28 protein-coding genes are annotated in these 22,642 nt (G+C 33.7%); 10 read left to right on the top strand and 18 right to left on the bottom strand.

Annotated elements, in window-relative coordinates; translation table 11 throughout:
* Positions 1-6: 6 nt before the first annotated feature.
* Positions 7-528, bottom strand: a complete 522-nt coding sequence (locus tag ACMGE9_RS08625; protein WP_414042392.1) for a hypothetical protein — start codon at positions 526-528, stop codon at positions 7-9.
* A 59-nt stretch (positions 529-587) separates the two neighbouring features.
* Positions 588-758 (bottom strand): hypothetical protein, encoded by a 171-nt coding sequence (locus ACMGE9_RS08620; protein WP_414042391.1) that lies wholly within the window; start codon positions 756-758, stop codon positions 588-590.
* A 133-nt stretch (positions 759-891) separates the two neighbouring features.
* Between ACMGE9_RS08620 and ACMGE9_RS08615 the strand changes: the two genes are divergently transcribed.
* The gene (locus ACMGE9_RS08615) at positions 892-1,269 is read left to right on the top strand and encodes a hypothetical protein (RefSeq protein WP_414042390.1); all 378 of its coding nucleotides are present in this window, start codon (positions 892-894) and stop codon (positions 1,267-1,269) included.
* Between the two features lie 353 nt (positions 1,270-1,622).
* Complete coding sequence (locus tag ACMGE9_RS08610) at positions 1,623-3,146, top strand: M4 family metallopeptidase (protein ID WP_414042389.1); 1,524 nt, start codon at positions 1,623-1,625, stop codon at positions 3,144-3,146.
* Between the two features lie 328 nt (positions 3,147-3,474).
* Here ACMGE9_RS08610 and ACMGE9_RS08605 read toward each other — a convergent pair whose 3' ends face one another.
* The 3 genes from ACMGE9_RS08605 to ACMGE9_RS08595 are packed head-to-tail and all read right to left on the bottom strand — an operon-like array spanning position 3,475 to position 4,270.
* Positions 3,475-3,666, bottom strand: coding sequence for a hypothetical protein (locus ACMGE9_RS08605; RefSeq protein WP_414042388.1), 192 nt, complete (start codon positions 3,664-3,666; stop codon positions 3,475-3,477).
* An 11-nt stretch (positions 3,667-3,677) separates the two neighbouring features.
* Positions 3,678-4,052 (bottom strand): hypothetical protein, encoded by a 375-nt coding sequence (locus tag ACMGE9_RS08600; protein WP_414042387.1) that lies wholly within the window; start codon positions 4,050-4,052, stop codon positions 3,678-3,680.
* Between the two features lie 11 nt (positions 4,053-4,063).
* Complete coding sequence (locus tag ACMGE9_RS08595) at positions 4,064-4,270, bottom strand: helix-turn-helix transcriptional regulator (protein WP_414042386.1); 207 nt, start codon at positions 4,268-4,270, stop codon at positions 4,064-4,066.
* A gap of 121 nt (positions 4,271-4,391) precedes the next feature.
* Between ACMGE9_RS08595 and ACMGE9_RS08590 the strand changes: the two genes are divergently transcribed.
* Positions 4,392-5,429 carry a C45 family autoproteolytic acyltransferase/hydolase gene (locus ACMGE9_RS08590; RefSeq protein WP_414042385.1) on the top strand — a complete coding sequence of 346 codons (1,038 nt, stop codon included), beginning with the start codon at positions 4,392-4,394 and terminating at the stop codon, positions 5,427-5,429.
* Between the two features lie 36 nt (positions 5,430-5,465).
* Here the strand turns inward: ACMGE9_RS08590 and ACMGE9_RS08585 are convergent, their stop codons facing one another.
* Positions 5,466-6,224: an NUDIX hydrolase gene (locus ACMGE9_RS08585; RefSeq protein ID WP_414042384.1), complete on the bottom strand. Its 759-nt coding sequence runs from the start codon at positions 6,222-6,224 to the stop codon at positions 5,466-5,468.
* A gap of 186 nt (positions 6,225-6,410) precedes the next feature.
* Here ACMGE9_RS08585 and ACMGE9_RS08580 point away from each other — a divergent pair, with 186 nt between their 5' ends.
* The 4 genes from ACMGE9_RS08580 (at position 6,411) to ACMGE9_RS08565 (ending at position 9,750) form a co-directional block, all read left to right on the top strand.
* The gene (locus tag ACMGE9_RS08580) at positions 6,411-7,451 is read left to right on the top strand and encodes an NADH:flavin oxidoreductase/NADH oxidase (RefSeq protein WP_414042383.1); all 1,041 of its coding nucleotides are present in this window, start codon (positions 6,411-6,413) and stop codon (positions 7,449-7,451) included.
* Positions 7,451-8,104 carry an HAD family hydrolase gene (locus ACMGE9_RS08575; protein ID WP_414042382.1) on the top strand — a complete coding sequence of 218 codons (654 nt, stop codon included), beginning with the start codon at positions 7,451-7,453 and terminating at the stop codon, positions 8,102-8,104. The genes ACMGE9_RS08580 and ACMGE9_RS08575 overlap by 1 nt, the downstream gene beginning before the upstream one ends.
* Positions 8,105-8,164: 60 nt before the next feature.
* Positions 8,165-8,611, top strand: coding sequence for an Hsp20/alpha crystallin family protein (locus ACMGE9_RS08570; RefSeq protein WP_414042381.1), 447 nt, complete (start codon positions 8,165-8,167; stop codon positions 8,609-8,611).
* A gap of 104 nt (positions 8,612-8,715) precedes the next feature.
* Positions 8,716-9,750 carry a S66 family peptidase gene (locus ACMGE9_RS08565; RefSeq protein WP_414042380.1) on the top strand — a complete coding sequence of 345 codons (1,035 nt, stop codon included), beginning with the start codon at positions 8,716-8,718 and terminating at the stop codon, positions 9,748-9,750.
* Between the two features lie 190 nt (positions 9,751-9,940).
* On the opposite strand, the gene ACMGE9_RS08560 is transcribed toward ACMGE9_RS08565, so the two are convergent.
* Both ACMGE9_RS08560 and ACMGE9_RS08555 read right to left on the bottom strand, forming a co-directional pair.
* On the bottom strand, positions 9,941-11,170 hold the full coding sequence (locus ACMGE9_RS08560; protein WP_414042379.1) for an aminopeptidase: 1,230 nt from the start codon (positions 11,168-11,170) through the stop codon (positions 9,941-9,943).
* 95 nt (positions 11,171-11,265) lie between these two features.
* Positions 11,266-11,748 (bottom strand): hypothetical protein, encoded by a 483-nt coding sequence (locus tag ACMGE9_RS08555; RefSeq protein WP_414042378.1) that lies wholly within the window; start codon positions 11,746-11,748, stop codon positions 11,266-11,268.
* Between the two features lie 280 nt (positions 11,749-12,028).
* Here ACMGE9_RS08555 and ACMGE9_RS08550 point away from each other — a divergent pair, with 280 nt between their 5' ends.
* Positions 12,029-12,577, top strand: coding sequence for a thioredoxin family protein (locus ACMGE9_RS08550; protein WP_414042377.1), 549 nt, complete (start codon positions 12,029-12,031; stop codon positions 12,575-12,577).
* Positions 12,578-12,588: 11 nt separating this feature from the next.
* On the opposite strand, the gene ACMGE9_RS08545 is transcribed toward ACMGE9_RS08550, so the two are convergent.
* From ACMGE9_RS08545 to ACMGE9_RS08535, 3 genes are read right to left on the bottom strand one after another with little or no spacing between them, the layout of a single operon-like run.
* The gene (locus ACMGE9_RS08545) at positions 12,589-13,065 is read right to left on the bottom strand and encodes a DinB family protein (RefSeq protein WP_414042376.1); all 477 of its coding nucleotides are present in this window, start codon (positions 13,063-13,065) and stop codon (positions 12,589-12,591) included.
* Positions 13,058-15,130 (bottom strand): HelD family protein, encoded by a 2,073-nt coding sequence (locus tag ACMGE9_RS08540; protein WP_414042375.1) that lies wholly within the window; start codon positions 15,128-15,130, stop codon positions 13,058-13,060. The genes ACMGE9_RS08545 and ACMGE9_RS08540 overlap by 8 nt, the downstream gene beginning before the upstream one ends.
* Entirely contained in the window at positions 15,127-15,636 is a 510-nt protein-coding gene (locus ACMGE9_RS08535; RefSeq protein ID WP_414042374.1) for a hypothetical protein, read from the bottom strand. Before ACMGE9_RS08535 ends, ACMGE9_RS08540 begins: the two co-directional genes overlap by 4 nt.
* A 73-nt stretch (positions 15,637-15,709) precedes the next feature.
* Between ACMGE9_RS08535 and ACMGE9_RS08530 the strand changes: the two genes are divergently transcribed.
* Positions 15,710-16,141, top strand: a complete 432-nt coding sequence (locus ACMGE9_RS08530; RefSeq protein WP_414042373.1) for a DinB family protein — start codon at positions 15,710-15,712, stop codon at positions 16,139-16,141.
* A 30-nt stretch (positions 16,142-16,171) separates the two neighbouring features.
* Here ACMGE9_RS08530 and ACMGE9_RS08525 read toward each other — a convergent pair whose 3' ends face one another.
* The 6 genes from ACMGE9_RS08525 to ACMGE9_RS08500 all read right to left on the bottom strand — a co-directional run bounded on the left by ACMGE9_RS08525 (position 16,172) and on the right by ACMGE9_RS08500 (position 21,536).
* Positions 16,172-17,287, bottom strand: coding sequence for an FAD-dependent monooxygenase (locus ACMGE9_RS08525; RefSeq protein ID WP_414042372.1), 1,116 nt, complete (start codon positions 17,285-17,287; stop codon positions 16,172-16,174).
* 18 nt (positions 17,288-17,305) lie between these two features.
* On the bottom strand, positions 17,306-17,917 hold the full coding sequence (locus tag ACMGE9_RS08520) for a cyclase family protein (RefSeq protein ID WP_414042371.1): 612 nt from the start codon (positions 17,915-17,917) through the stop codon (positions 17,306-17,308).
* 85 nt (positions 17,918-18,002) lie between these two features.
* Positions 18,003-18,734, bottom strand: coding sequence for a membrane protein insertase YidC (gene yidC, locus ACMGE9_RS08515; RefSeq protein WP_414042370.1), 732 nt, complete (start codon positions 18,732-18,734; stop codon positions 18,003-18,005).
* Positions 18,735-18,764: 30 nt separating this feature from the next.
* Complete coding sequence (locus ACMGE9_RS08510) at positions 18,765-19,034, bottom strand: hypothetical protein (protein WP_414042369.1); 270 nt, start codon at positions 19,032-19,034, stop codon at positions 18,765-18,767.
* Positions 19,035-19,108: 74 nt separating this feature from the next.
* Positions 19,109-21,181, bottom strand: a complete 2,073-nt coding sequence (locus tag ACMGE9_RS08505) for a heavy metal translocating P-type ATPase (RefSeq protein WP_414042368.1) — start codon at positions 21,179-21,181, stop codon at positions 19,109-19,111.
* The gene (locus tag ACMGE9_RS08500) at positions 21,174-21,536 is read right to left on the bottom strand and encodes an ArsR/SmtB family transcription factor (protein ID WP_414044481.1); all 363 of its coding nucleotides are present in this window, start codon (positions 21,534-21,536) and stop codon (positions 21,174-21,176) included. Before ACMGE9_RS08500 ends, ACMGE9_RS08505 begins: the two co-directional genes overlap by 8 nt.
* 149 nt (positions 21,537-21,685) lie before the next feature.
* On the opposite strand from ACMGE9_RS08500, the gene ACMGE9_RS08495 reads away from it, so the two are divergent.
* Positions 21,686-21,919 carry a hypothetical protein gene (locus ACMGE9_RS08495; RefSeq protein ID WP_414042367.1) on the top strand — a complete coding sequence of 78 codons (234 nt, stop codon included), beginning with the start codon at positions 21,686-21,688 and terminating at the stop codon, positions 21,917-21,919.
* A gap of 33 nt (positions 21,920-21,952) precedes the next feature.
* Here ACMGE9_RS08495 and ACMGE9_RS08490 read toward each other — a convergent pair whose 3' ends face one another.
* Positions 21,953-22,597, bottom strand: a complete 645-nt coding sequence (locus ACMGE9_RS08490; RefSeq protein WP_414042366.1) for a metallophosphoesterase family protein — start codon at positions 22,595-22,597, stop codon at positions 21,953-21,955.
* Between the last annotated feature and the right edge of the window lie 45 nt (positions 22,598-22,642).

Here is a 22,642-nt window from a genome sequence, read left to right as displayed (position 1 = left end):
TTTAATTTATGTAATTTGTATTAAACCATCATGTACTGAGAAGTATGTTCCAAGCTTAGATGTACCTTTCATTCCTTCAAAGATAAACATTCCGGCACTGTTAATCATATGTTGACTTTCAAATGTTGAAAGTACAAAAGTTCGGTTCGCTTTTATATCTGTAAATCTGTGTAACCTTCTCATGATTTGTTCAAACCCTCTAGATTCACCTAGTGCTACAAAGCCATCAGGTACATGCTTGGCAATACGATTCACGTATTTATTAAATGATGATGCATATGGATTCCAACTCACAATCGCAAGTACTGTGCCTCCATTCCCATCAAATCCACCATACGTTTCCCATAATACTTTAAATTGATATGCTTTGTTTAAATCTTGATTATTCCTACTACATCCTATCACTATATCATGAATAACTGGTCTTTCTTTTCTCATTAATCGGATGAGTTGAATCATTTCCTGCTCCGTATTAACGTTTTCTAAACCACTTAATTCTTTAGTCGAAATAGATTGTAATGGACTCAATTGAACACCCCTGAATTATTATTTTTCTCAAAAGAAAAAGACTCTAAAATCACAGAGTCTTAAGCATTGTCAGATTCAATTTTAGCGACGATTTCTTTCGTACGACGTTCAATATCTTCAAAGTCTTTCTTAAAGCTAATAACAAATAAAGCTGCTCCAGCAGTTACAATTACTGATAATACCAAGAATGTGATAAGAATTGCTTTAAATAGAGATTTAATGAATTCCATTTGTGTTTCACTCCTCCAGTGTTTCTTTATAGGTTTATTTTAACACATGAATAAAATGGAATGAAATAATTAACATTATTATTTCAAGTTTATGATATAGTAATGATAAGAACTAAAGGATAGGATGAGAAGAATGCCTCACGTACATTTACTAGCAGCATGGCAAAATAACGATATCGAAAAAATTAAACAACTCATCGATAAAAATATTCAATCTAATATTATTTATGACGATGGTGTTGAATACGAGAAAGATTACGATGCTTTTATTGAAAGCATAAAGTTTCACCTTGATGAAACAGAAAAGTTAAATTTAGAATGGCAGTTTGATGTTATGCATAAAACTGAACGTGGTACAGCGAATATTGTAATTATAAAGATTTCTCGTGGTGACGATAACTACAATGTATCTGAAAAAGCTGCGTTATGTATTTTTACATTCGATACCGTAAGTGATAATGAACGTAAATTAATACGGGCTTATGTTGAAAAGGGTGTAGCTAATAACTAGCAACACTCTTTTTTTATTTAACATATAATAATACTTTCAATTTCCATTAGAAACATCTTATTAAAATTCTACTTTCCTTTACTCTTTCACTGAATATCAAATGAATTCAATAGGCTTTCAAATTAAGGAGTTAACATTTAATAAATGTTAACTCCTTAAAAAGACTGAATTCATCTTATTTTCTGACAATTCGAATTTACAATATCACACTATTACATCCATAATATGAGATTTATTTAACTTTGTTAACTTTTTAACGTAAAAAAATTTGCGGTCTACACGAGTGTTTTGAAATTAAAAATCATTATAATTAATCTTGTATCGAAAATAACATAGTAAAAGGAGATTTAAAAATGAATAAAAAGTACATGTTACCCGCTGCAGTTCTATCAACTACTTTATTAACTGGTTTAATTCAAAGTGATGTTACTTATGCCAAAACTGAAAGTTCGAAGTCTTTAAGTCAAATCCAAAAAGTACAATCAAAACATGATGCAAAAAACTTCTTAAAATCTCTGCCTGGCGATAAAAACGCTAAGAAATTTTACAAGCAGTATGAAATTACTAAAGTCGAAAAAGATGATCAAGGTTTCACACATTACACGTTAAAACCACACAATAATGGTAAAAAAGCAATTGAAAAGGAAATTAAAATTCACGTAAATAATAAAAATGAAGTTGTCCATGTTAACGGTGAATTAGATCAAAAAGAAATAAACCCAACAAATACACAAAAATTATCAAAAGACGAAGCTGTTGATTTAGCATTTAAAGCAGTTGGTGTTGATAAAAATAAAGTAAAAAACATTGCCAATCGTGATGTAGTAAAAAAAGCAGATGTAGTTATTAATGCAGACAAAAAAAAATATGTTTATGACATTCAGTTGATTTATGTTACACCAAAATCAGCGAACTGGCATGTTCAAATTGATACTGAAACAAGTGAGGTCATCAAAAAACAAAATAAAATTTATGATGCAGCAACTACTGGATATGGAGTTGGTATGGACAATAGATCCAAACCATTGAACATTTATCAAGAAGGTAGTAACTATTACTTAGCTGATATGACACATACGGGAAATATTGAAACATATGATGCTTTTAATACCATGAGCAATACACAAATTGTAAAAGATACAGACACAAACTTTAACTCAACAAGACAAAAAGCAGCTGTTGATGCACATTACTATGGTGATGTCGTTTATGATTATTTTAAGAATACACATAACCGTGATTCGTATGATGGAAAGGGTGCGCCAATTTATTCAGTAGTTCATTATGGTTCAAATTACAATAATGCTCAATGGAACGGCGAAGCAATGTTGTATGGCGATGGAGATGGTGTGAATTTCACTTCTTTATCAGGTGCTAATGATATCGTTGCACATGAATTAACACATGCAGTCACAGAACATACTGCAGGATTAGTTTATGAATATCAACCAGGTGCAGTAAATGAGTCAATGTCTGACGTATTTGGCTATTTTATTGATCCGGACTTCTTGATGGGTGAAGATGTATTTACACCTGGACGTTCAGGAGATGCCTTACGCAGTTTCTCACAACCAGAATTATATGATCAACCTTCTCATATGAATAAATATCAAAACTTGCCAAACACTGAAGACGGTGACTGGGGTGGTGTGCATATTAATTCAGGTATTCCGAATAAAGCATTCTATAATACTGTAACTAAGCTTGGTAAATCAAAAACAGAAAAAATTTATTATAGAACGTTAACATATTATTTAACTTCTACATCTGACTTTAAAGATACGAAACAAGCTTTAATTCAGTCAGCCCATGATTTATATGGAACAACTGATGCTAATACAATCAAAGCTGCATGGGATGCAGTTGGCGTTAACTAGATGATTGTAAGTTAGCATAAGAATACGGGCCGACTCCAATTAGGAATCGGCCCAAATCTTTGTCACTCTCCTTATCTGACGTGTGACAAAACTAAACTTTGTAATACACTAATTAAATTGATACTTCTTATTGTCGACTTACTGCTAAATATAAAGTTCCACCCAATTATTTAATATTTAAACTTTCTAAAATATACTCTAAATACAGCTTGCATCACAATTGCAAAACTTAATATGATGGCTAGATTTAATTGCTCACCTAACTTTAATAGCTGTAAGTAATCCAAGTATTAAAAAATACATGCTTCCCCAAGTCCATTTCAAACTCTCAAGTAAAATTCTGTTCTCTTTCATCCTGTTCTTTAGGATCGTTGATAAGATAATTCAATCCAATTGCACATAAAATGAGACTCAGTACACTTGGTTTATCTATCGAGAAATAAAGCGCTGCATTTGGAATCAATATTATTAATCCAAATAACAACATTTGTCCTGACGAATACTTCGCTGAACTAAACATCCAATCTCCTCCTAATACTTTCTCCATAATACAAAGTTACTCACCGAAAACGATAAAAACATTATCGAGAGCATGATGATAATGGCACTTTCTGCTCTTAAATCAATCCAATCAAATGTATATAAAGTAAAAAATATCATCCCAACAAATAATGTCACTAAATAAGACGTCTTAAACGCACGATTACTCAAACTCACAATACGTTCATCGACCATTTCTTCTCTATTTTGAATGCCCATCAATATCATATGTATGCCTAATACAAATTGCATCACATACAGCTCAGGTCTTTCAATAATCACAATCATAAAAAATGCAGCCATTGCTAACATCACAAATCCTAATAAATACAACGCAGGTCGATTACCTTCCATATGATTAAACATCCTATCGCCTCCTACTTATAGTCGCTTTCTTCTAACACAAAAATATCTTCAACTTTCACTTTGAAGATTTCCGCAATCATCATTCCAAGCGGTAACGATGGATTGTATTTTCCTTTTTCAATGGAGATAATTGTTTGTCTAGATACTTTTAAGTGCTTTGCTAACGTTTCTTGTGAGTAGTCATGCAAACTTCGGTATTCAGCTAATTTATTTTTCATACACTCACCTCTTCAACTCCATTATAATGTAAAGTTCCCTTTACGTAAAGTAAGCTTTACATCAATCTTTCAATATTATTCTTTGTTATAATTTCACTATATGTATTAAGGAGGTATCGCAATGCAACAAGTCAAAAGTGTTATCACTGAATTTCGAGGCAGTCATTTCGATTTCGGTATCGAACAAGGAAAATGGCTCAAAACAACGTTAATGATGGAGAATCGCGAACGTGAATGGCGTATCCGTCGCCCTCGCTTTGATATAGATATTCAAGAAACGAAAGCCGCATTCAACCGCTTCGCCCCTGGTATTTGGGAGGAACTGCTCGGTTTGCAAGCCGAGCTCAAAATGGATATGACCCAAATCCTACTCAACTTCGGCCACTACAGGGTCTATGCGAAACCGAGTGGTTGCAGTGTGTTCACAACTGAAGATTATTTAGTCAGAAATTACGATTATCATCCAGCAACATATGATGGGCGTTTCACTTTCTTCCAACCGAATGATTCAGGATACGCGACGATGGCACCTGTTTCTCGCATTACTGGTCGCATGGATGGGATGAATGAACATGGTTTATCGATGGGTTACAATTTCATGCATCGAAAAGTGCCAGGTGATGGTTTCGTTTGTTACATGATTGGGCGTATGATCCTAGAATGCTGTAAAAGTGTCGATGATGCAGTACAATTCTTAAATGAAATTCCCCATCGTTCAAGTTTCAGCTATATATTATTAGACAAAAAAGGTGTTACCCAAATCGTTGAAGCAACACCAAGAGATATCATCGTCAGGGAACATCATTATTGTACAAATCATTTCGAAGTATTAACACACGAGAATCGTAGAGTCCTAAAGGATTCAGAAATGCGTATGAGTAATTTGAAGTCACAAACGAACAGTCACATGAATGCGAGTTCGGCTTTTAAAATTATGAACGATCCAAAAGCTGGCGTGTTTAGTGATTTATATTCTAGTTGGAGTGGAACTATTCATACGAGTTGTTACTTCCCAAAAGACTTAACCGTTCAGTTTGCCCTCGGCGGTAATAATTCACCAACAACACTTGATTTCCAAGACTGGCTAGATGGTAACCCCATACAAATCAAACAATTTACAGGTCAAATTGATAGTGATATCACTTTTGCCAGTGAATAAAAAAAACAGCGTTCCAAATGTTTGGAACGCTGTTTTTCACTGAAATGATTTTAATATTTTAAAAGGATTATTCTCATATAAGTCAAACTTTTGTGCTTTTTTCTCTAATGCTTTTAATATTCGGTCTTCTGAAATTTTACGTGTTACGAGTGATGAAATATTCTCTTTGGTGATAGGATAGAACGCAACATCTACTGTTTCATCATCGCCATTCTTCAACTTACCGCCAACAACCTCACCATGGAACGTAAAATTCACGACACCACTTGTTTTATTGTGTGAACTATATATAAGACCTTTAATTTCTACATCTAATCCGGTTTCTTCCTTCACTTCTCGTATGGCTCCGGTAATCATATCTTCATCTTTATCTAATCTTCCACCTGGTAACTCTAAAGTATCACTTCGATGCAGACTGCGTACAAGTAAAACTTCATTCTGTTCATTTTGCACAAGCACATTAGTCGAAACGATATGTAAGTCCATTTTATAATCACCCGTTGGTGTAATAATCATATCTTTTTTTGAAATGATCCATTTATCATTTGCCAGTTTATCCGGTAAAGAATTTTGATAATGCTTCGTTTTCTTTCTCAGTTCAAAGAAATCTCGGTAATGCTGTTCATCAAGATAGCCCCAAATCTCTGTAATGACTGTCTTGTCATTATTTACCCAACGCCCTATTAATCTAACGCCAAGCTCTAAGTAATTATTAAGTACATGTTTATGGAAATAACGGTTTGTAGAGTCGTAGCCATCAGGAATAATTTTAATCTCTGTTTTCACTTCAAACATCTCATCACACCCTTTATATTCACTTAAATTTATTATACTTTATTTTAAGTGATATTTCATTCACCTAAGATTATTAATAAAAACTGACACAACAATAATCATTTTACTCATAAAATAAATCAAAATTTTATCTTTCTTAAAAGAAAAATCTTATAATAATATCAACAAGAAAACAGGAGGATAAATATGAAAACAATATTAAATACACCTTATTCTTATAAAGGATTAGAACTTAAAAATAGAATCGTAATGCCACCGATGTGTCAATACTCTGTTGAGAATGAAGATGGTACTCCAACTGAATGGCATTATGTCCATTACGCATCTCGTGCTGTTGGTCAAACCGGATTAATTATCGTTGAAATGACCAACGTTGAACCCGATGGACGTATTACTAAAAATTGTTTAGGTTTATGGGACGATGCACAAATCCCTGCATTTAAACATGTCGTTGATGGTATCCATTCAAATGGTGCAAAAGCTGCTATCCAAATTGGTCATGCTGGACGTAAAGCACGTGATGTTGAGACACCTGTTTCATCATTTACAACGCCTGTTGAAGAAAAAACAGATTACGGTGATATCAGATACCCTAGAGAACTTTCAAATGAAGAAGTAAAAGCTATGATTAATAAATATAAAGAAAGTGTTCGTCGCGCTGTTGAAGCAGGATTTGATGCTATTGAAATTCACGGTGCTCACGGTTATTTAATTCACCAGTTCCATTCACCAAATATTAATAAGCGTTCCGATGAATACGGCCAAGATTTATCATTGTTTGGTGTTGAAGTAATAAAAGCAGCAAAATCAGTGATGCCAGAGGATATGCCATTAATCTTCAGAATTTCAGCAAGAGAATACATGGATGGCGGTTATGATGTAGAATATGCTTTATCTATATCAGAGAAATATTTACAGGCTGGTGTCGATATGTTTCATATCTCAACTGGCGGCGAAGCACCTGCCGGTATTGATAAACCCGGTAACTATCCAGGATATCAAGTACCATTTGCGAAACGCTTCAAAGAAAAATTCGATGTACCTGTGATTGCAGTTGGTATTTTAGATAGTGCTGAAACAGCTGAAATGACATTACGCAATGAAGATGCTGATTTAGTAGCAGTAGGACGCGGTATGTTAAACGATCCGTACTGGGCAATTCATGCTGTAAAAGCTTTACGTGATGATATTACTGTTCCAAAACAATACGAACGTGGCATTCGATAATGTATGAACATATATTATTTGATTTAGATGGTACATTAACTGATCCATATTTAGGCATTACAAATAGTATTATTTATTCATTAAAAAAATTAAATATAGACCCACCAGAAAATGAAGCATTAATTCCGTTTATTGGTCCACCATTACAAGAAAGTTATGAAATATACTACAACTTAAAGGATGAAAAATATCTCGAAGCTGTACGTCTTTATCGCGAATATTATAGTGATAAAGGTATGTTCGAAAATGCCGTCTATCCAGGGATTAAATTGTTATTAGATGCATTAAAGTCTATGGATAAAAAATTATATGTAGCGACAAGTAAACCTACGCATTTTGCTCGCCCTATTTTAGAGCACTTCCACCTTGATCATTATTTCGAATCGATCACAGGCAGCGAACTAGATGGCACACGTACAAACAAATCAGAAGTGATTCAACATGTTCTTGATACACATCGTCTGCCTAAATCATCATGTATTATGATTGGTGACCGTAAATATGATATTATTGGTGCCCAAAAGAATAACATCGATTCAATTGGTGTACTGTATGGGTACGGAGATATTAATGAAATTAAACAAGCTCAACCATCGTATACCATCGCAACCATAGATTACTTACTCGACGCAATTACAAATGACACTAATTAATTTGACTATATTTGACCTTAAGTGTATAATATAAGTATCAAATAAACAGGAGTGATTCATATGGATAATAAGAATAGTATCTTTTCACGTGGACAAAATGTATTTGATGTAGCAAATGAAATGTTAACAAAATCAGTAAGTCAATTTGCCGATAATGCTTACAATCATAGTTTCAAATTAGATATAAAAGAAACAAGTAATGAATATACAGTACAAGTTGATTTACCTGGGATTAATCAAGATGACATTCAACTCGATTATCAAAATGATGCCTTAAATATTACTGCAAAACGTAATGAAGAAGTTGTAATTGAAGAACCTGGCCAAAACTATATTAAACGCGAACGTACATTTGGATCAATGCACCGTTCATTATATTTACCAGATGTTAATGTTGAAACAATTAAAGCCACTTTTAAGAAAAATGGTACTTTAGATATTGTATTACCCAAACTGCATGTCACTGAAGCCCCAAAACAATCAATAAAAATTAATAGTGAATTTTAAAATGATGCGTGAGTGATGTAATAATCACTCACGTTTTTATTTTTCGTTTAAAATTCTAAATTTTCTGATATAATTGGAGTAATTTTATTGAGAGTGGTGATGATATGTTAAAACTTATAAAACCAGAACGACTCAACCAAGGTGATACAATCGCACTTGTATCTTCCTCTTCTGGATTAGCTGGTGAGGCATCAATGAAGCATCGTACAAATATTGGCATTCAACGTATTGAATCCATGGGTTATAAAGTAAAGGTGATGCCAAATGCATTAAAAGGAATCGCATTTAATTATGACCACCCTAAAGCACGTGCTGAAGAATTAATGGCAGCATTTCAAGATTCAGAAGTGAAGGCAATCATTTCAACATTAGGTGGTGATGATAGTGTACGCCTATTACCCTATTTAGATTTTGATGTCATTCGTCAAAACCCAAAAATATTCATGGGATATTCAGATTCAACATTCACACATTTCGTATGTTTAAAATCTGGATTATCAAGCTTTTATGGTATGTCATTATTAACAGATTTCGCTGAGAATAATGAATTTCCAGAGTATTCATTGATGCACTTCAATAAAACGCTAACTCAACCTGATGTTATCGGTGATATACCAACATCAGACTTCGTATTTAAACACGGATTACGATGGGATAAAGAAAATGAGTTAATTGATCGTGAAAAAGTTGATAATAATGGATATGAAGTCGTAAATGGCAAAGGACAAGCAAGTGGCCCACTTATTGGAGGATGCTTGGAACTTATGATTTCATTACGAGGTACCAAAGTGTATCCAAATGTTGAAGACTTTGATGGTGCAATTCTATTCTTAGAAACTTCTGAAGTATTAATGCCACAATGGTTGATGGAAGACTTTATGCGTAGCCTAGGTGCATTAGGTACATTAGATCGAATCAATGGTATTATATTTGGCCGCCCACAAAACGGCAAATTATATGAAGAATATAAAGAAGTCGTAAAAAAAATTATGAAAGAATGGGGCCATGAGGATAAACCTGTATTATTCAATGCATCATTTGGACACAACGAACCAAAATGCATTATTCCATACGGTAGAAATGCTGTTATTGATGCTGATCTAGCTACATTTAAAATCACAGAAAGTGCAGTAGAATAAAAAATGAGTGGCCGGAAAACAATGTCTTCTGGCCACTCTTCATATTGTCTAAACGCTTTTTCGACGACCTTTTTTGACGGCGTCTCTTGCGCAGACTCCCGGTAAACTTCAACAAATCCTGCTAAATCAAAGTTCGATTTCTTCGGATTTGTTTCCAGTTTCCTTGAGTCTAAACGCTTTTTCGACGACCTTATATTACCCAATTTCCATTTCTAAACACTGGTTCTACTGATCCATCTTCTTTAATTCCATCGATTGATAAATCGCTACCACCCATCATGAAATCAACATGTATCATTGATTGGTTTAATCCTTGCTCTAATAATTCTTCTTTTGAAAATGATTTCCCGTCTTTAATTGCATTCGGGAATGATCGACCTAATGCAACATGACATGATGCATTTTCATCATATAATGTATTGTAGTAAAGAATACCAGAATTAGAAATAGGTGAATCATCAGGTACTAATGCAATTTCACCTAAACGGCGAGCACCTTCATCATTGTTTAACATATTCTTAAGTACGTCGTATCCAACACCCGCTTCAAAGTCAGTCACTACACCATCTTTAAATGTTAATTTAAAATCATCTACAATTGCACCTTGATATGCAAGTGGACGTGTATTTCCAATCACACCATTAACACGGCGAAAATCTGGTGAAGTAAATACTTCTTCTGTTGGCATGTTCACTTGAATTTCAACACCATCAGAATTCATCGCACTTGCACCCAACCATACGTGTCCTTTTGTTAATCCAATTTCGACGTCAGTTGTTGAAGATTTGTAATGTAATTTATCATAAGCTTTTTCATTCAGTTGACGCGCTTTTGCATTAATATTTTCGTTATGTAATCTCCAAGCTTCAATTGGATCTTCTTGGTCAACACGTACTGCTTTAATCATCGCTTCTAATAATTTTAATTTCGCAGCTTCACCTTTTAATTCAGGAAATACCAGTTCTCCCCATTTATCATTCGGAAAGCCTACGATACACCACGAAAAGTCATAACGTCCAACAGCCCTAGAAAAGTCTTTGTTAGCTTCACCTAACGCTTTGGCTTGTGCTGCAATTTTATTTGGATCAGCGTCTTTTAATAATTCTGGTGTTTGAGAATACACACGTAAATGTGCCACTTTATTTTTTACGAAATCATTCGTTTCATCAATTTTATACTGTGGAATCTCTTCAAATATTTCGATTGGTGCATACTCAAATTTCATTTGAGATGATGGACCATCCGTTAATTTCTGAATGACTTCTTTTGCCCCTTTGTCGTATGCCGCTTTCGTAACTTCGCGAACGAAATCAATGGCATCGATATCTGCATTAACAACAACGGTTTGCCCTGGTTGTACATTTAATCCTACACTTACGACTGTTTCTGCATACTTTCTGACAATTGCTTCATAATTCATAGTAATACCTCCAAATAAAAAGTTGTTAATTCTATTATATCGGAAACCGAAGTAATTGAACATAAAAAAGATGAGAGGCTATGATACACTGCCTCTCACTCTTCAAATAATTCGATTTTTTTCACTTTGTCATCTTTAAATATAAACTTCATACCTATATGATTTTCTTTGTCTTTATAATGATATTGTGTTTGATTTTTCGTTAGGATCGACTTCTTATAAGTATCTCCGTATGCTTCAATAACATCTTGCTTCGAACTATCAATGCCTATATCACGACTTGTCCTAACTCTATCGTCTTTAAATAGAGTGACTGCTGTAATACGATTATGCTTATTATCCTTACGTATAATAAGTTCCTTGCACTTATTCGAACGATAAAATGTTTTACCATCTAACTGAATCATCGCATCTACTACAAATTTGTTGTGCTTATTCTTAAACGGCTGCTTCACACCAATATTATCTATACGCTCTTCACTTAAATCGTTATCTGGTGTCGTGCAGTAAGTATATAACCAAATCCCTAATACTATACATGCAATTAATGATATAATAGCTATAAAATATTTTTTCATAATTCACATACCTTCATTATATTTACTTTATAAATATACCATAAAATAACAAGTCTTAAAAATAAAAAACGGGTAGTTAGACTACCCGTCGAGAAGACTTACATGTATGAAAAATTATTAGCTGAGATAAGCTTATCATAAGATATTTTTTACTACATCCGTATATACCGCAATTTTTTTGAACATTTGTTCATTTTTTATGTGAACATCATATCTTTTGTTTGATTATTCTGATATTGTTATAATAAAAATAATTATCATACGCATATAGGAGGCCATTATGACTACTTTATTAAAGTATTTTGAACAAGGTTTATCTTTAGAACAATACATTAATCAAATGAATGTCAATAAAGCTGAAATGCACAAAATTTATGAATCATTTGAATTACCTAATGACGAAAGACTTTTACAATTAAAAGACAAACATCTAAAAGCAATCGCAATCACAGAGGACTGGTGTGGCGATGCTATGATGAATTTGCCGGTATTAATGAAGATTGCAGAAGTTGCTGAATTCCCTATTAGCGTCATTATGCGTGATTCTAATTTAGAATTAATGGATCAATATTTAACAAATGGTGCTCGCTCTATTCCTATTTTTATATTCTTAGATCAAGACAATACTGAGTTTGCTGTATGGGGGCCACGCGCACAAACTATACAAGAATATGTCGTAGATATTCGTAAAGACTTACCCGCTAAAGATGACACAGACTTTGAAGTGAAACAAAAAGAAGTCCATCAACAAATTCACGAAAAGTTTAAAAACACACCAGAATTCTGGAATGAAGTATACGAATCAATTATGACACAGCTGACTAAATAGTCGGCTTTTTTTTATTCAAATAAATTAAACTTTTCAATTTCCCCACCAAACTGTTTAACTGCACTATGAAGTTGGGATCTATGATGCGTTAAATGCGTTAATATTACGAGTAGCCAATCAATATACGTTTGACGTGTTTGCCAATATGTCATTTTTGTTTCTAATAATTCTTCTTCTTCCAACTGATTATAATAATCCATCAATATATTCATACTTAGTTCTAGGCGGGCTTCAAATAGTTCAATAGATGTCACTTCTTTTTGCCAATAATAATAGTAATCCTGCATTTCAGTTGCACTAGCACCATTAATAATCATCAAATCCGCTTCAGGTAATAATGCAATATGTGTCAATAACTCAAAACATGTTCGTCCGCCAGGATATATTTCCTGTTCTAACATAAAGATATCAACCTTATTTGCAAGTTGTTTAATACTCTCGACTTGAAATTGAATCTGATTAAATATTGGATCTAACACACTAATCACTTATATCACCTACTAAATAGAGATTTCGTGTAGCTCTACTTGCAATTGTATACAAGAGCAACTGGTCTTGTTCTAAATCATACGCGTCATACCCTATAATAAACACATGAGAGAACTCAAACCCCTTTGCCATGTAATTCGGCATTACAACTTTTCCTTTCTTAAACGTATATTGATCATGTGTAAGTAATATTGCATCATCAATCGTTTCGTGAATTTGACTTGCATGATGTACATCACGTGCGATAATCGCAATACTTTCAGATTCCAATTTATTCACTAGATCCTTAAATGCTTGATAATCTATATATTGTACTGCATCACCATCTACACCTAGTGATTCTGTATCTTCATTACCGATTAATGATTTCGTAAATTCTGTAATTTGGACTGTTGAACGGTAGGACTTCGTTAAATGAATAACGTTAACATCGTGTGGCGTATCAAACGTTATTGTCGGGTGTACTATCTGATTGCTGTCTCCTAACATCGTCTTACGTGCATTTGGATAAACTGCACTGATTGCTGCCATTTGAACGATAGAATAATCCTGCACTTCATCAATAATAATGTGCTGTATCATACCTTCTCGATATAAGCCTTTTATTCTAATCGACAAATAAATAAGCGGTGCAATGTCTTCATAACGCATTTGTTTATTCCTAAACTGCTCAAGCGTTGCTAAATAGACATCTTGATTAATCGTTTTCAATATATTTAAATAAATACGTTCAATATTAATAAACTGAATATCTTTAATATAATTTTTAAGGACTTTATATTGCTTTGTTTTTTCGCGTTTTGCCTGCTCTTCAAGTTCTTCATCAGTACCGATATACTTCGTAACTTTCTTCAATGCTTTAGCACGTTCTTTAATGGCCTTTTCTAAATGTTTTTGATACAGCGGTTCTAATTCCATCTGCATCTTTTTAAGACGCGCATCAATCGGCACATTTCCAAACTTATCATAAAACAAGTGTGATAAATGTTCTGTCGTGACAAATGGCATACCTTCGATTGTTAATATGTTAAACTTAATATTTTTCTCAGCAATTGACTTTATTTTCTGATCCATTTTATTTAGTAAAGTAGGACTATTTTTTACTTTAAACATTTGCTGTTCAAACACATCTGCCTCGCGCATGCGTTCAATATTTTGAAAGAGTGATTCGACATTGAAGTGACGACGATTAATCTTATCTTTTAATCTAAAAAATGTCGTTGCGTTAATGGGCGCTTCACCAAGTTCGGGTAAAACGTCTGCGATATAATCACCAAACATTTCGTTTGGTGTAATAAATAACATTTGTTCGGCTGTCATCTTGTGACGATGTAAATACAATAAATACGCAATACGTTGCATTGCAATCGAAGTTTTCCCTGAACCTGGAGGTCCTAATACTAAGATATCATTGGCGCTCGTCATACGAATTATCGCATTTTGATCTTTTTGAATTGTTGTAACAATGGATTTCATTTTGTCTTTTGCAGTATCTACGAGCAAATGCTGTAATGCGTCGTCACCAATATAAATTTCAGAGTCAAAGACATCGAGTAATTTACCCTCTTCTATCACAATTTGGATACGATCCTCTACTGTTACATGTTGTATCCCAACGGTTGGTACGTCATAACTAACGTCACCCAATCTATTCTCATAATAAGTACTCGCAATAGGCGTGCGCCAATCGTAAATGATTAAATCTCCGGTAGAAGGGTCTTTTAAACTATTTAGTCCGATATAAAACTTCTCAGTATCCTGATCAACTTCTGAAATCGTAACTGCTCCAAAATACGGTCGACTTTTCATCTTCTTTATTTGTTTAGTTAGGTTACCACGACTGACTTGTAACTCTTCTTGCATTTTAAGTGATGGTAATACTTGTGAATATTCAATTTGGACATCATCAGAAATCTCTGTCCCTAATTCTTCAAAAGCATGCCTACGTTCTTCAATTAAATTAGTTGTCGATTGATCTAATTCACCCGTTAATTGATGTTCAATAATCTCAATTAATGCATGGACACCTGTTAAATGCTTCTCTTCTTGTCGTTTTAAATTCAATCTGTTGCCTCCTCATGCATAACGCGATTTAAATGTGACTTTCGTAAACGTCTATGTTTCAGTAATGCCCTAAACTCTCGTGGTGTTAAATACGATAAACGAATATGAAAATAATTAATATATTCTACAAAGGCAAAGGCAAATAAAAATAAACCAAAATATATATAATCTCGCTTAGTAACTATCGCATAGATAAACAGCATACTACAAATGACGAGTAGAATAATAGAAAGGTGTTTAAAAAATACAAATAAGCGTTTTTGTTTTGTTGTTAAATGCATCTTGTGCCCGACCGAAACTATATTTAACATGAGTTTCCAAAAATAAGTACCTACGAAGAGAATAAAGCATAACGTATTCACTGGCAGCGCAATATGTGGTTGTCTGGCAATCTGTAAATATTCATGATTAAAACAACAGTATAGCCAAATTAAGAAGAACGAAATACTCGAAAATCCTTCTCCAGTATATAAACTTTTCAACTCTTTTATTAATGAAATTTGCATAGTTTCTCCTTTTAATGTCATAACATAATACAATCAGGGTATATATAAAGTATCAAACTGTGAGGTGAATCGAATGAATAATAATAATCAAATCTATACAGAAGTGAAACATTCTAGAGACCAACTACTCAATCAAATAAAGTTATTAAGCAAATCCCAGTTTAATTATAACTTTGGTTCTAAATTCAAGAGCATTAAATACAATTTATTACAAATTGCATATCATTATCATGAGAATTTATCAGGTCAGCAAAGCAACATCGGTGATTATGATTTATTTAAAGAAAAAGGACCTACACTAACATTCACAGATATTGAAAATTATTTCGATAATATTGACTACGCTATTGAACAACATCCCATACATCCAAATGATGTGATGCCACTTATCTTTAATGAGTATGAGTATCGCGGTAAGATTAAATTTCTAATGACATTCTTTGAAGTCTTAGACAGTCAGTTAGATAACGAAATTCAAAATTTAAAAGTAACTCAATTGAAATAAAAAAGCTCATATGAGCTTTTTTATTTTAACTTAATTTATATGTCTATGACTTAAAAAAATTGTTTGTTTTTCGAGTAATGAAATCGGCATTAATTTCAGTGCTTGATTACGTACTTTAATTAACATTTTATTTTGAAGTTGTGCGGACTTACCGATTTGTCGAGACTTTAAAATTACTTTCTTCGTATGATTTACGCTAAGTTTATCATAAGATTTCAACGCTTCGTCAATCGGATATTTATTGATTTGATTCGTTAAACAAATCGCATCTTCAATTGCTAATGATGCACCTTGGCCCATATTAGGTGTAGTTGCATGTGCAGCATCGCCTATTAATACGACGCGATCCTTTGAGAATGTTTTCAGTGGATTGATGTCATATATATCATGGTGAATCGGATCCCCCATTGTTTTGTTTATTGTTTCAACGACGGCATCAGGAAAATTTTTGAAGTAATGCAGTAATTTCTTTTTATTATAATTACGAAATTCACTATCTCGTTCTTTTGCATTCATACAACAGAACCAATAAACTTGATTATCTGTTAAAGAGACAATACCGAATCTTCCGTCTTCTCCCCAATATTCAAGTGCTGTCTTATCATCAACATGAACGTTCACACTAGTACCTCTAAAGCACGTATATCCTTGATAAATTGCCTCACTTTGTTTAAAGATTTGTCGTCTAATATTAGAATGAACACCATCAGCTGCAATGATTAAATCATAATGATATTTGATACCATCTTGTACGACTAATGTTGGTTGATTGAAATCTTTAATGCGCACTACATCTTTAATTAAATGTATATCCGCTGTATTGTGATTTAACAAGATTTCGTGTAGCTTTTCACGTTGTATCGTAACGTTCTCTTCTTCCGATAGTGATAAGATTAATGCATTTAACAATTCATCATGCTCAGTTCTAAACTGACATTCGAGTAACACATTTCCCGCTTTACGGATAGATTCGTCTAGTCCAAACTGCTTCAATGCACGAATCGCATTACCACCTACACCTAATCCTACACCTGGTTGTTTTAACACGTGACGCTTTTCAAATATATCTACTTCATGTCCAGTAGATTTTAGTGCAATCGCAGCCGTTAAACCACCAATCCCTGCACCAATAATACCGATACGCATGTAGCTTCACCTCATCCATTATTTCCTTCTAACAATTGCTCTAACAGGACTTGCATCCGCTTGAATTTTTAGGGGTAACCCAATAAATTCATAATACCCATCACGGACTTTGTTTAATTCTAAGTTCTCTAATATTAATATTTGATGATTTAAACAAGCCATATGTGCATCTAGCGACGTATTCTCCACAGGATCAATACTTGGCATATCAGTACCAATTACTTCAACCCCTTGCTCTGCTAGATAACCGATTGCTTCAGACGTAAAGGTCATAAAATCACCTAGAAATATACTCTCATCTTTACTATACATAGATTTGAATAGAACAATCTTTTGGTCAATATCTATTCTTTCTAAGAGCTTTGGCGTGACCACTTCTTCATCAATGAGTTCAATCACTTGTGCATCTCCCATTAAACGATTAATGTCGAGTTCATCAATTGTGATACCCTCATTAGAATAATGATACGGTGCATCTAAATGTGTTCCAATATGCAAACTCATTTGAATACTACCGACATTAGCACCTTGGTTGTCTGCTTTTGAAGCATCTATTTGATATACAAAAGGTGTATCTCCTGGCCAATTGGCAATACCAGGTTTTAACGTTTGAGAAATATCAATCCACATAAAAAATCCCCCACCTTCATCTGTATGCTTTACTACATTATAACGTAGGAGAAGTATTTTTACAGTTTTGAGGTGAGGCATTAATTTATCTAATATCACTAAATAGTTTATTTGAAATATATTGTTGGAATATCAACACAATTGCGCCGACAGACCAATATAATGGTAACGCAGCGGGTGAATGAAAACTCACAAATACTATCATAAGCGGACTCATAATTGCCATTGGCCACATTTGTTTACGACTTTCTTCTGGCATATACTCTATTGAAACCCATGACTGGACAAAGTATAACGCTCCGGCGATTAACATCATCCACACATCTGGCGTGCCAAGGTTGAACCACATGAAGCTTTGTGCGGCTATTGCTTTGCTATGGGTAATCGCAAAGTATAATCCTGTTAATATCGGCATTTGTACAATGATAGGTAAACACCCTATATTTAAAGGATTGATATTATGTTCTCCGTATATTTTCATTAACTCTTGAGATAGTGCATTCTTTTCTTCTGGATCTTTTACTGATTTTATTTTTTCTTGAATTGCTTTAATTTTAGGTTGTGCAACTTTCATACTTGCCTGCATTTTCTTTTGATTTTTAAATGAACTAATCATCATCGGCATTAATAAGAATCTTACACATAATGTTACAAGGACTATCCCCATACCGAAGCTACCATCAAAGAATCCTGCAAAGAAAGTAATTAAATCCGTGAATGGTTGCACGATGCCATTATGAAAAAAGCCCTCATCTTGTGCACCACAACCACTTAATATAAATGTTAACACCATTAAAATACTTATTAATTTTCTCAATATCTTATCCTCCTATATATTAATAAATGATTAATATATAGGAGGTGCATCTACTTCGTCGCTCATTTTGGTAAGACACTTAATACGCCATTTCAAAATAGGTGAAAAAATAAAGGTTTCAACATTTTGTAATGCTTCGCAAAATCGTGCTAAATACCACTCTTGATTAACTTTTAAATAGAGTTTCATATGAAGCAAGACGAATAAAAAGGCGGCAAAGTATGGTACTAAATACAATAAGCGAAATGTAATATATTTTAATAATAAATCTTCACTTAATAAACTTAGTATGAGTTCCATATTTGACACCTCCTTCAAAATAGTAAATTCATTATAATCATCTATGCATCAGGTATCAACTAATATCACTCTATTTATTTCTTAAGTAATCTCAAGCTATTTAAAGTAACTAATAGCGTTGCCCCCATATCTGCAAAGATTGCAATCCATAACGTTAACCAACCCGGAATAACAAGCAGAATCGCAATTAATTTTAATCCTAACGCAAAGCCAATATTTTGTTTAATAATATTTAAGGTACGTTTGCTTAGTCTAATGACTTTTGGTAAGTCACTCAGATTATCTTTCATAAATGTAATATCCGCTGTCTCAATTGCGGTGTCTGTTGCAGCACCACCCATGGAGAAACCAACGTCTGCTTGAGCTAGCGCTGGTGCATCATTAACACCGTCACCTACCATCGCAACATGGTGTTGCTGATGTTGGTAATCTTTAATTAATTTTAATTTATCTTCAGGTAACAATTCTGAATGCACGTGCGTAATCTTTAACGTATTCCCAATCGCAGTCGCAACTACTTTATTATCACCTGTTAACATAATGGTATCGACACCTTGTTTATTAAGTGCTCCAATCACTTCTATAGCTTCATCTCTTAGTGTATCTTGAATAAAGAAAATAGCCATAATCTTATTTTCAGTCCCAAATAGCACTTTCGTTGTACCTGGCATTTCTCTTTTTTCGATTTCAAAAGCATCTTCTTTATTTAGCTTAAAGAACTTACTTTGTCCAATACGATATATAGTGCCACGATAAACAGCTTGCACACCTCTAGCTGTTACAACTTCATAGTCAGTAAGTTCTATAATCTCTTGATCATTTAGATGATTCACAATTGCTTTACTCAATGGGTGACCTGCATCTTGTTCGAGTGAGTACGCAATATTTAGCTCTTCCTCAGTTAAATCTACTAAATCCACACGGTCTACTACGACAGGTTCCCCTTTTGTTAAAGTACCGGTTTTATCAAAGGCAATCGTATCAATTCGACCAGCGTTCTCTAAATGAATACCTCCTTTAATAAGGATACCTTGACGTGCAGCACTACCAATTGCCGTTACTATAGCAACCGGAGTTGAAACTACTAACGCACATGGACAACCCACGACTAGTACAGATAACCCTTGATATAAATAATGTTTAAAGTCCCCTCCAAACATTGGTGGTACAACAATTACAAGAAATGAAATTAACAAAATCAACGGCGTGTAGTATTTCGCAAATTTATCAACAAATTTTTGGGTCGGTGCTTTTTCACTTTGCGCTTCTTCTACTAAGTGAATCATCTTCGCAAGTTTCGTTTCATGACTATGCTTAGTGACTCTTATATCGAGCTGCGCGGATTCATTTAATGTACCAGAGAATACTTCATCATGCATTGACTTTGCTACCGGAATACTTTCGCCCGTAATACTCGATTGATTGACGTTACTATTACCTCTGATGATTTTGCCATCTATCGGTACTTTCTTACCAGGTAATATACGAACGATATCTCCAATTGCTAAATCTTCTACTGCAACCTGTTCATAACCACTACCAACTTGTTTTAATGCCACTTCAGGCGATAAATCAATTAAACTCTGAATACTATTACGAGATTTCTCCATCGCGTAACCTTCCAATGCTTCACTAATCGCAAACAATAAGACGACCATTGCTCCTTCTTGCACTTCACCGATTAACGTTGCACCAATTATCGCAATAGTCATTAATACGTTCATATCAAAATTTAATTTAAAGAGTTGTGATAATCCTTCTAAAAATAGCGCGTAACCTCCAATGATGATTACACCAACAAAAAATGCTCGTGTATACCAGCTCTCTTCTCCAAAATTAACACTCAATATCAAACCTGCAATAAATAATACAAGGGCTATCGCGAATGGTAAGTGCGCTTTATTCTTATAAAATGGTATTTTTTGTACACGTCGTACATTTGCTGGTCTTACTTTAATATGATCAAACTTACCCGCTTCTTCTAACTGCTCAATTGACACTTCTCCAGCTACATTTAATTTGGCCGCTCCAAAGTTTAAATCGACTCCTTCAACACCGGGAATTGCTTCAATGTTCTTAACGAATTTCGCTGCACAATTCGTACAACTAAGTCCCTCTAAACGATAACTTTCATGCGCTTTACTCATCAGACTCACCTCCATGCGCTAATGCTGTACGAATTAAAGTCTTAATGTGATCATCTTTTAATCGATAGAATGCATTTTTTCCATCTTTTCTAAAATCTAATACTTTGGTTTGGTTTAAATATCTTAAATGATGACTTGTCGTCGCAACACTTGCCCCTAAAATATTAGCTATGTCACACACGCATAATTCATCTTCCAGTAATAAGCTAAAGCAAATCTTTAATCGCTTTTCGTCCGCCAATGCCTTATATATAACAAGCACAGGATTTAAATCGACTAAATCTTGCTGTTCCTTTACACGTTCCACTTTTACTTCATCAAATAAATACACATCACATTCACCTTTTGCCATTATGTTCACCTCATCATTCAAACATTCATTTGATTATAGTATACTGTAAAACGAACATTCAAACAACTGTTTGAATGAAATGTTTATATTATTGTCACACGGGAATATCACATACTGAAGAAATTATTATATAAAAGGAGTTATTAATTTAAATGGATGCCGAAAGCAATTATTTAAACATCGAAATTCAATTAGACAACGGAGAGAAAGTAAACCATCAGGAATTCTTTACAACAGACGAAAAAATCGCATTTAATAACTTTATTAAAAAGTTAGACTTAAATGAAACTGGATTCTTGCCTATTAACGATGAACAATCAACTTGTTCAATCAATATTAATAAAATTGTAAAAATCACTCCAAAGAGTGTGAAGAATATGGGATAAAAAAAGTGGACCGTTTGGTCCACTTTTTTCATGCTAATAATCATTTTTCATAACTTTTTCAACATATGTTCTTATTAATTTACCATTTTTATTGATGACAACCGCTGCCATCGCATCATGGTTACCAGCACCTGCATCAATATTTAAAGTATTATACTGCTTTAAATAAATCGGTTTACCTATTTCTGTCGGAGTATGGCCGATGACTTGTAGTTTCTTCATTTTCTTCAATTTCCCTCGAAATCGTAATACACTCCACATACTTTCATTATGGAACTTCCTAAACCCCAGAAAGTTTACACCTGCATGTGACACGTATATCGCATCATTCTCGTAATACATTGGTAGATTGCGCATCCATTTCGCATCACTTAAAAATTTATGCCTTAAGTCGTAATGCTCAATCGTATATTTATAATTCTCTTTCATTTGATGATTCGGCGTATTTTGAAAAATATATTTTGACATTTGATATTCATGATTCCCTTTAATACAAACAGTATTTGAATATTCACTTTGTAATTTCCTTACAAGTTGCACAACTTCTTTTGAGTGTTTTCCTTTGTTAATATAATCCCCAACAAACATTAACTGTTCTTCTTTCGGATTCCAATTTTTCAATATCTTCTTTAAAGTATTGTAGCATCCATGTATATCGCCAACGATAAAATAATTCATTTCTAACATCCTTAATGTTTGAATTTCTCTTAGTTGATTATATAG

The organism is Macrococcus animalis (genome assembly GCF_047425875.1).
Lineage (GTDB): Bacteria > Bacillota > Bacilli > Staphylococcales > Staphylococcaceae > Macrococcoides > Macrococcoides animalis.
This window is presented reverse-complemented; position numbering and strand designations above follow the sequence as displayed.

What these genes read in the sequence shown, in the direction of transcription:
- ACMGE9_RS08620 (WP_414042391.1), bottom strand. Translation starts at nt 758, where the DNA reads ATGGAATTCATTAAATCTCTATTTAAAGCAATTCTTATCACATTCTTG.
- ACMGE9_RS08615 (WP_414042390.1), top strand. Translation starts at nt 892, where the DNA reads ATGCCTCACGTACATTTACTAGCAGCATGGCAAAATAACGATATCGAA.
- ACMGE9_RS08610 (WP_414042389.1), top strand. Translation starts at nt 1,623, where the DNA reads ATGAATAAAAAGTACATGTTACCCGCTGCAGTTCTATCAACTACTTTA.
- ACMGE9_RS08605 (WP_414042388.1), bottom strand. Translation starts at nt 3,666, where the DNA reads ATGTTTAGTTCAGCGAAGTATTCGTCAGGACAAATGTTGTTATTTGGA.
- ACMGE9_RS08600 (WP_414042387.1), bottom strand. Translation starts at nt 4,052, where the DNA reads ATGTTTAATCATATGGAAGGTAATCGACCTGCGTTGTATTTATTAGGA.
- ACMGE9_RS08595 (WP_414042386.1), bottom strand. Translation starts at nt 4,270, where the DNA reads ATGAAAAATAAATTAGCTGAATACCGAAGTTTGCATGACTACTCACAA.
- ACMGE9_RS08590 (WP_414042385.1), top strand. Translation starts at nt 4,392, where the DNA reads ATGCAACAAGTCAAAAGTGTTATCACTGAATTTCGAGGCAGTCATTTC.
- ACMGE9_RS08585 (WP_414042384.1), bottom strand. Translation starts at nt 6,224, where the DNA reads ATGTTTGAAGTGAAAACAGAGATTAAAATTATTCCTGATGGCTACGAC.
- ACMGE9_RS08580 (WP_414042383.1), top strand. Translation starts at nt 6,411, where the DNA reads ATGAAAACAATATTAAATACACCTTATTCTTATAAAGGATTAGAACTT.
- ACMGE9_RS08575 (WP_414042382.1), top strand. Translation starts at nt 7,451, where the DNA reads ATGTATGAACATATATTATTTGATTTAGATGGTACATTAACTGATCCA.
- ACMGE9_RS08570 (WP_414042381.1), top strand. Translation starts at nt 8,165, where the DNA reads ATGGATAATAAGAATAGTATCTTTTCACGTGGACAAAATGTATTTGAT.
- ACMGE9_RS08565 (WP_414042380.1), top strand. Translation starts at nt 8,716, where the DNA reads ATGTTAAAACTTATAAAACCAGAACGACTCAACCAAGGTGATACAATC.
- ACMGE9_RS08560 (WP_414042379.1), bottom strand. Translation starts at nt 11,170, where the DNA reads ATGAATTATGAAGCAATTGTCAGAAAGTATGCAGAAACAGTCGTAAGT.
- ACMGE9_RS08555 (WP_414042378.1), bottom strand. Translation starts at nt 11,748, where the DNA reads ATGAAAAAATATTTTATAGCTATTATATCATTAATTGCATGTATAGTA.
- ACMGE9_RS08550 (WP_414042377.1), top strand. Translation starts at nt 12,029, where the DNA reads ATGACTACTTTATTAAAGTATTTTGAACAAGGTTTATCTTTAGAACAA.
- ACMGE9_RS08535 (WP_414042374.1), bottom strand. Translation starts at nt 15,636, where the DNA reads ATGCAAATTTCATTAATAAAAGAGTTGAAAAGTTTATATACTGGAGAA.
- ACMGE9_RS08530 (WP_414042373.1), top strand. Translation starts at nt 15,710, where the DNA reads ATGAATAATAATAATCAAATCTATACAGAAGTGAAACATTCTAGAGAC.
- ACMGE9_RS08525 (WP_414042372.1), bottom strand. Translation starts at nt 17,287, where the DNA reads ATGCGTATCGGTATTATTGGTGCAGGGATTGGTGGTTTAACGGCTGCG.
- ACMGE9_RS08520 (WP_414042371.1), bottom strand. Translation starts at nt 17,917, where the DNA reads ATGTGGATTGATATTTCTCAAACGTTAAAACCTGGTATTGCCAATTGG.
- ACMGE9_RS08510 (WP_414042369.1), bottom strand. Translation starts at nt 19,034, where the DNA reads ATGGAACTCATACTAAGTTTATTAAGTGAAGATTTATTATTAAAATAT.
- ACMGE9_RS08505 (WP_414042368.1), bottom strand. Translation starts at nt 21,181, where the DNA reads ATGAGTAAAGCGCATGAAAGTTATCGTTTAGAGGGACTTAGTTGTACG.
- ACMGE9_RS08495 (WP_414042367.1), top strand. Translation starts at nt 21,686, where the DNA reads ATGGATGCCGAAAGCAATTATTTAAACATCGAAATTCAATTAGACAAC.
- ACMGE9_RS08490 (WP_414042366.1), bottom strand. Translation starts at nt 22,597, where the DNA reads ATGAATTATTTTATCGTTGGCGATATACATGGATGCTACAATACTTTA.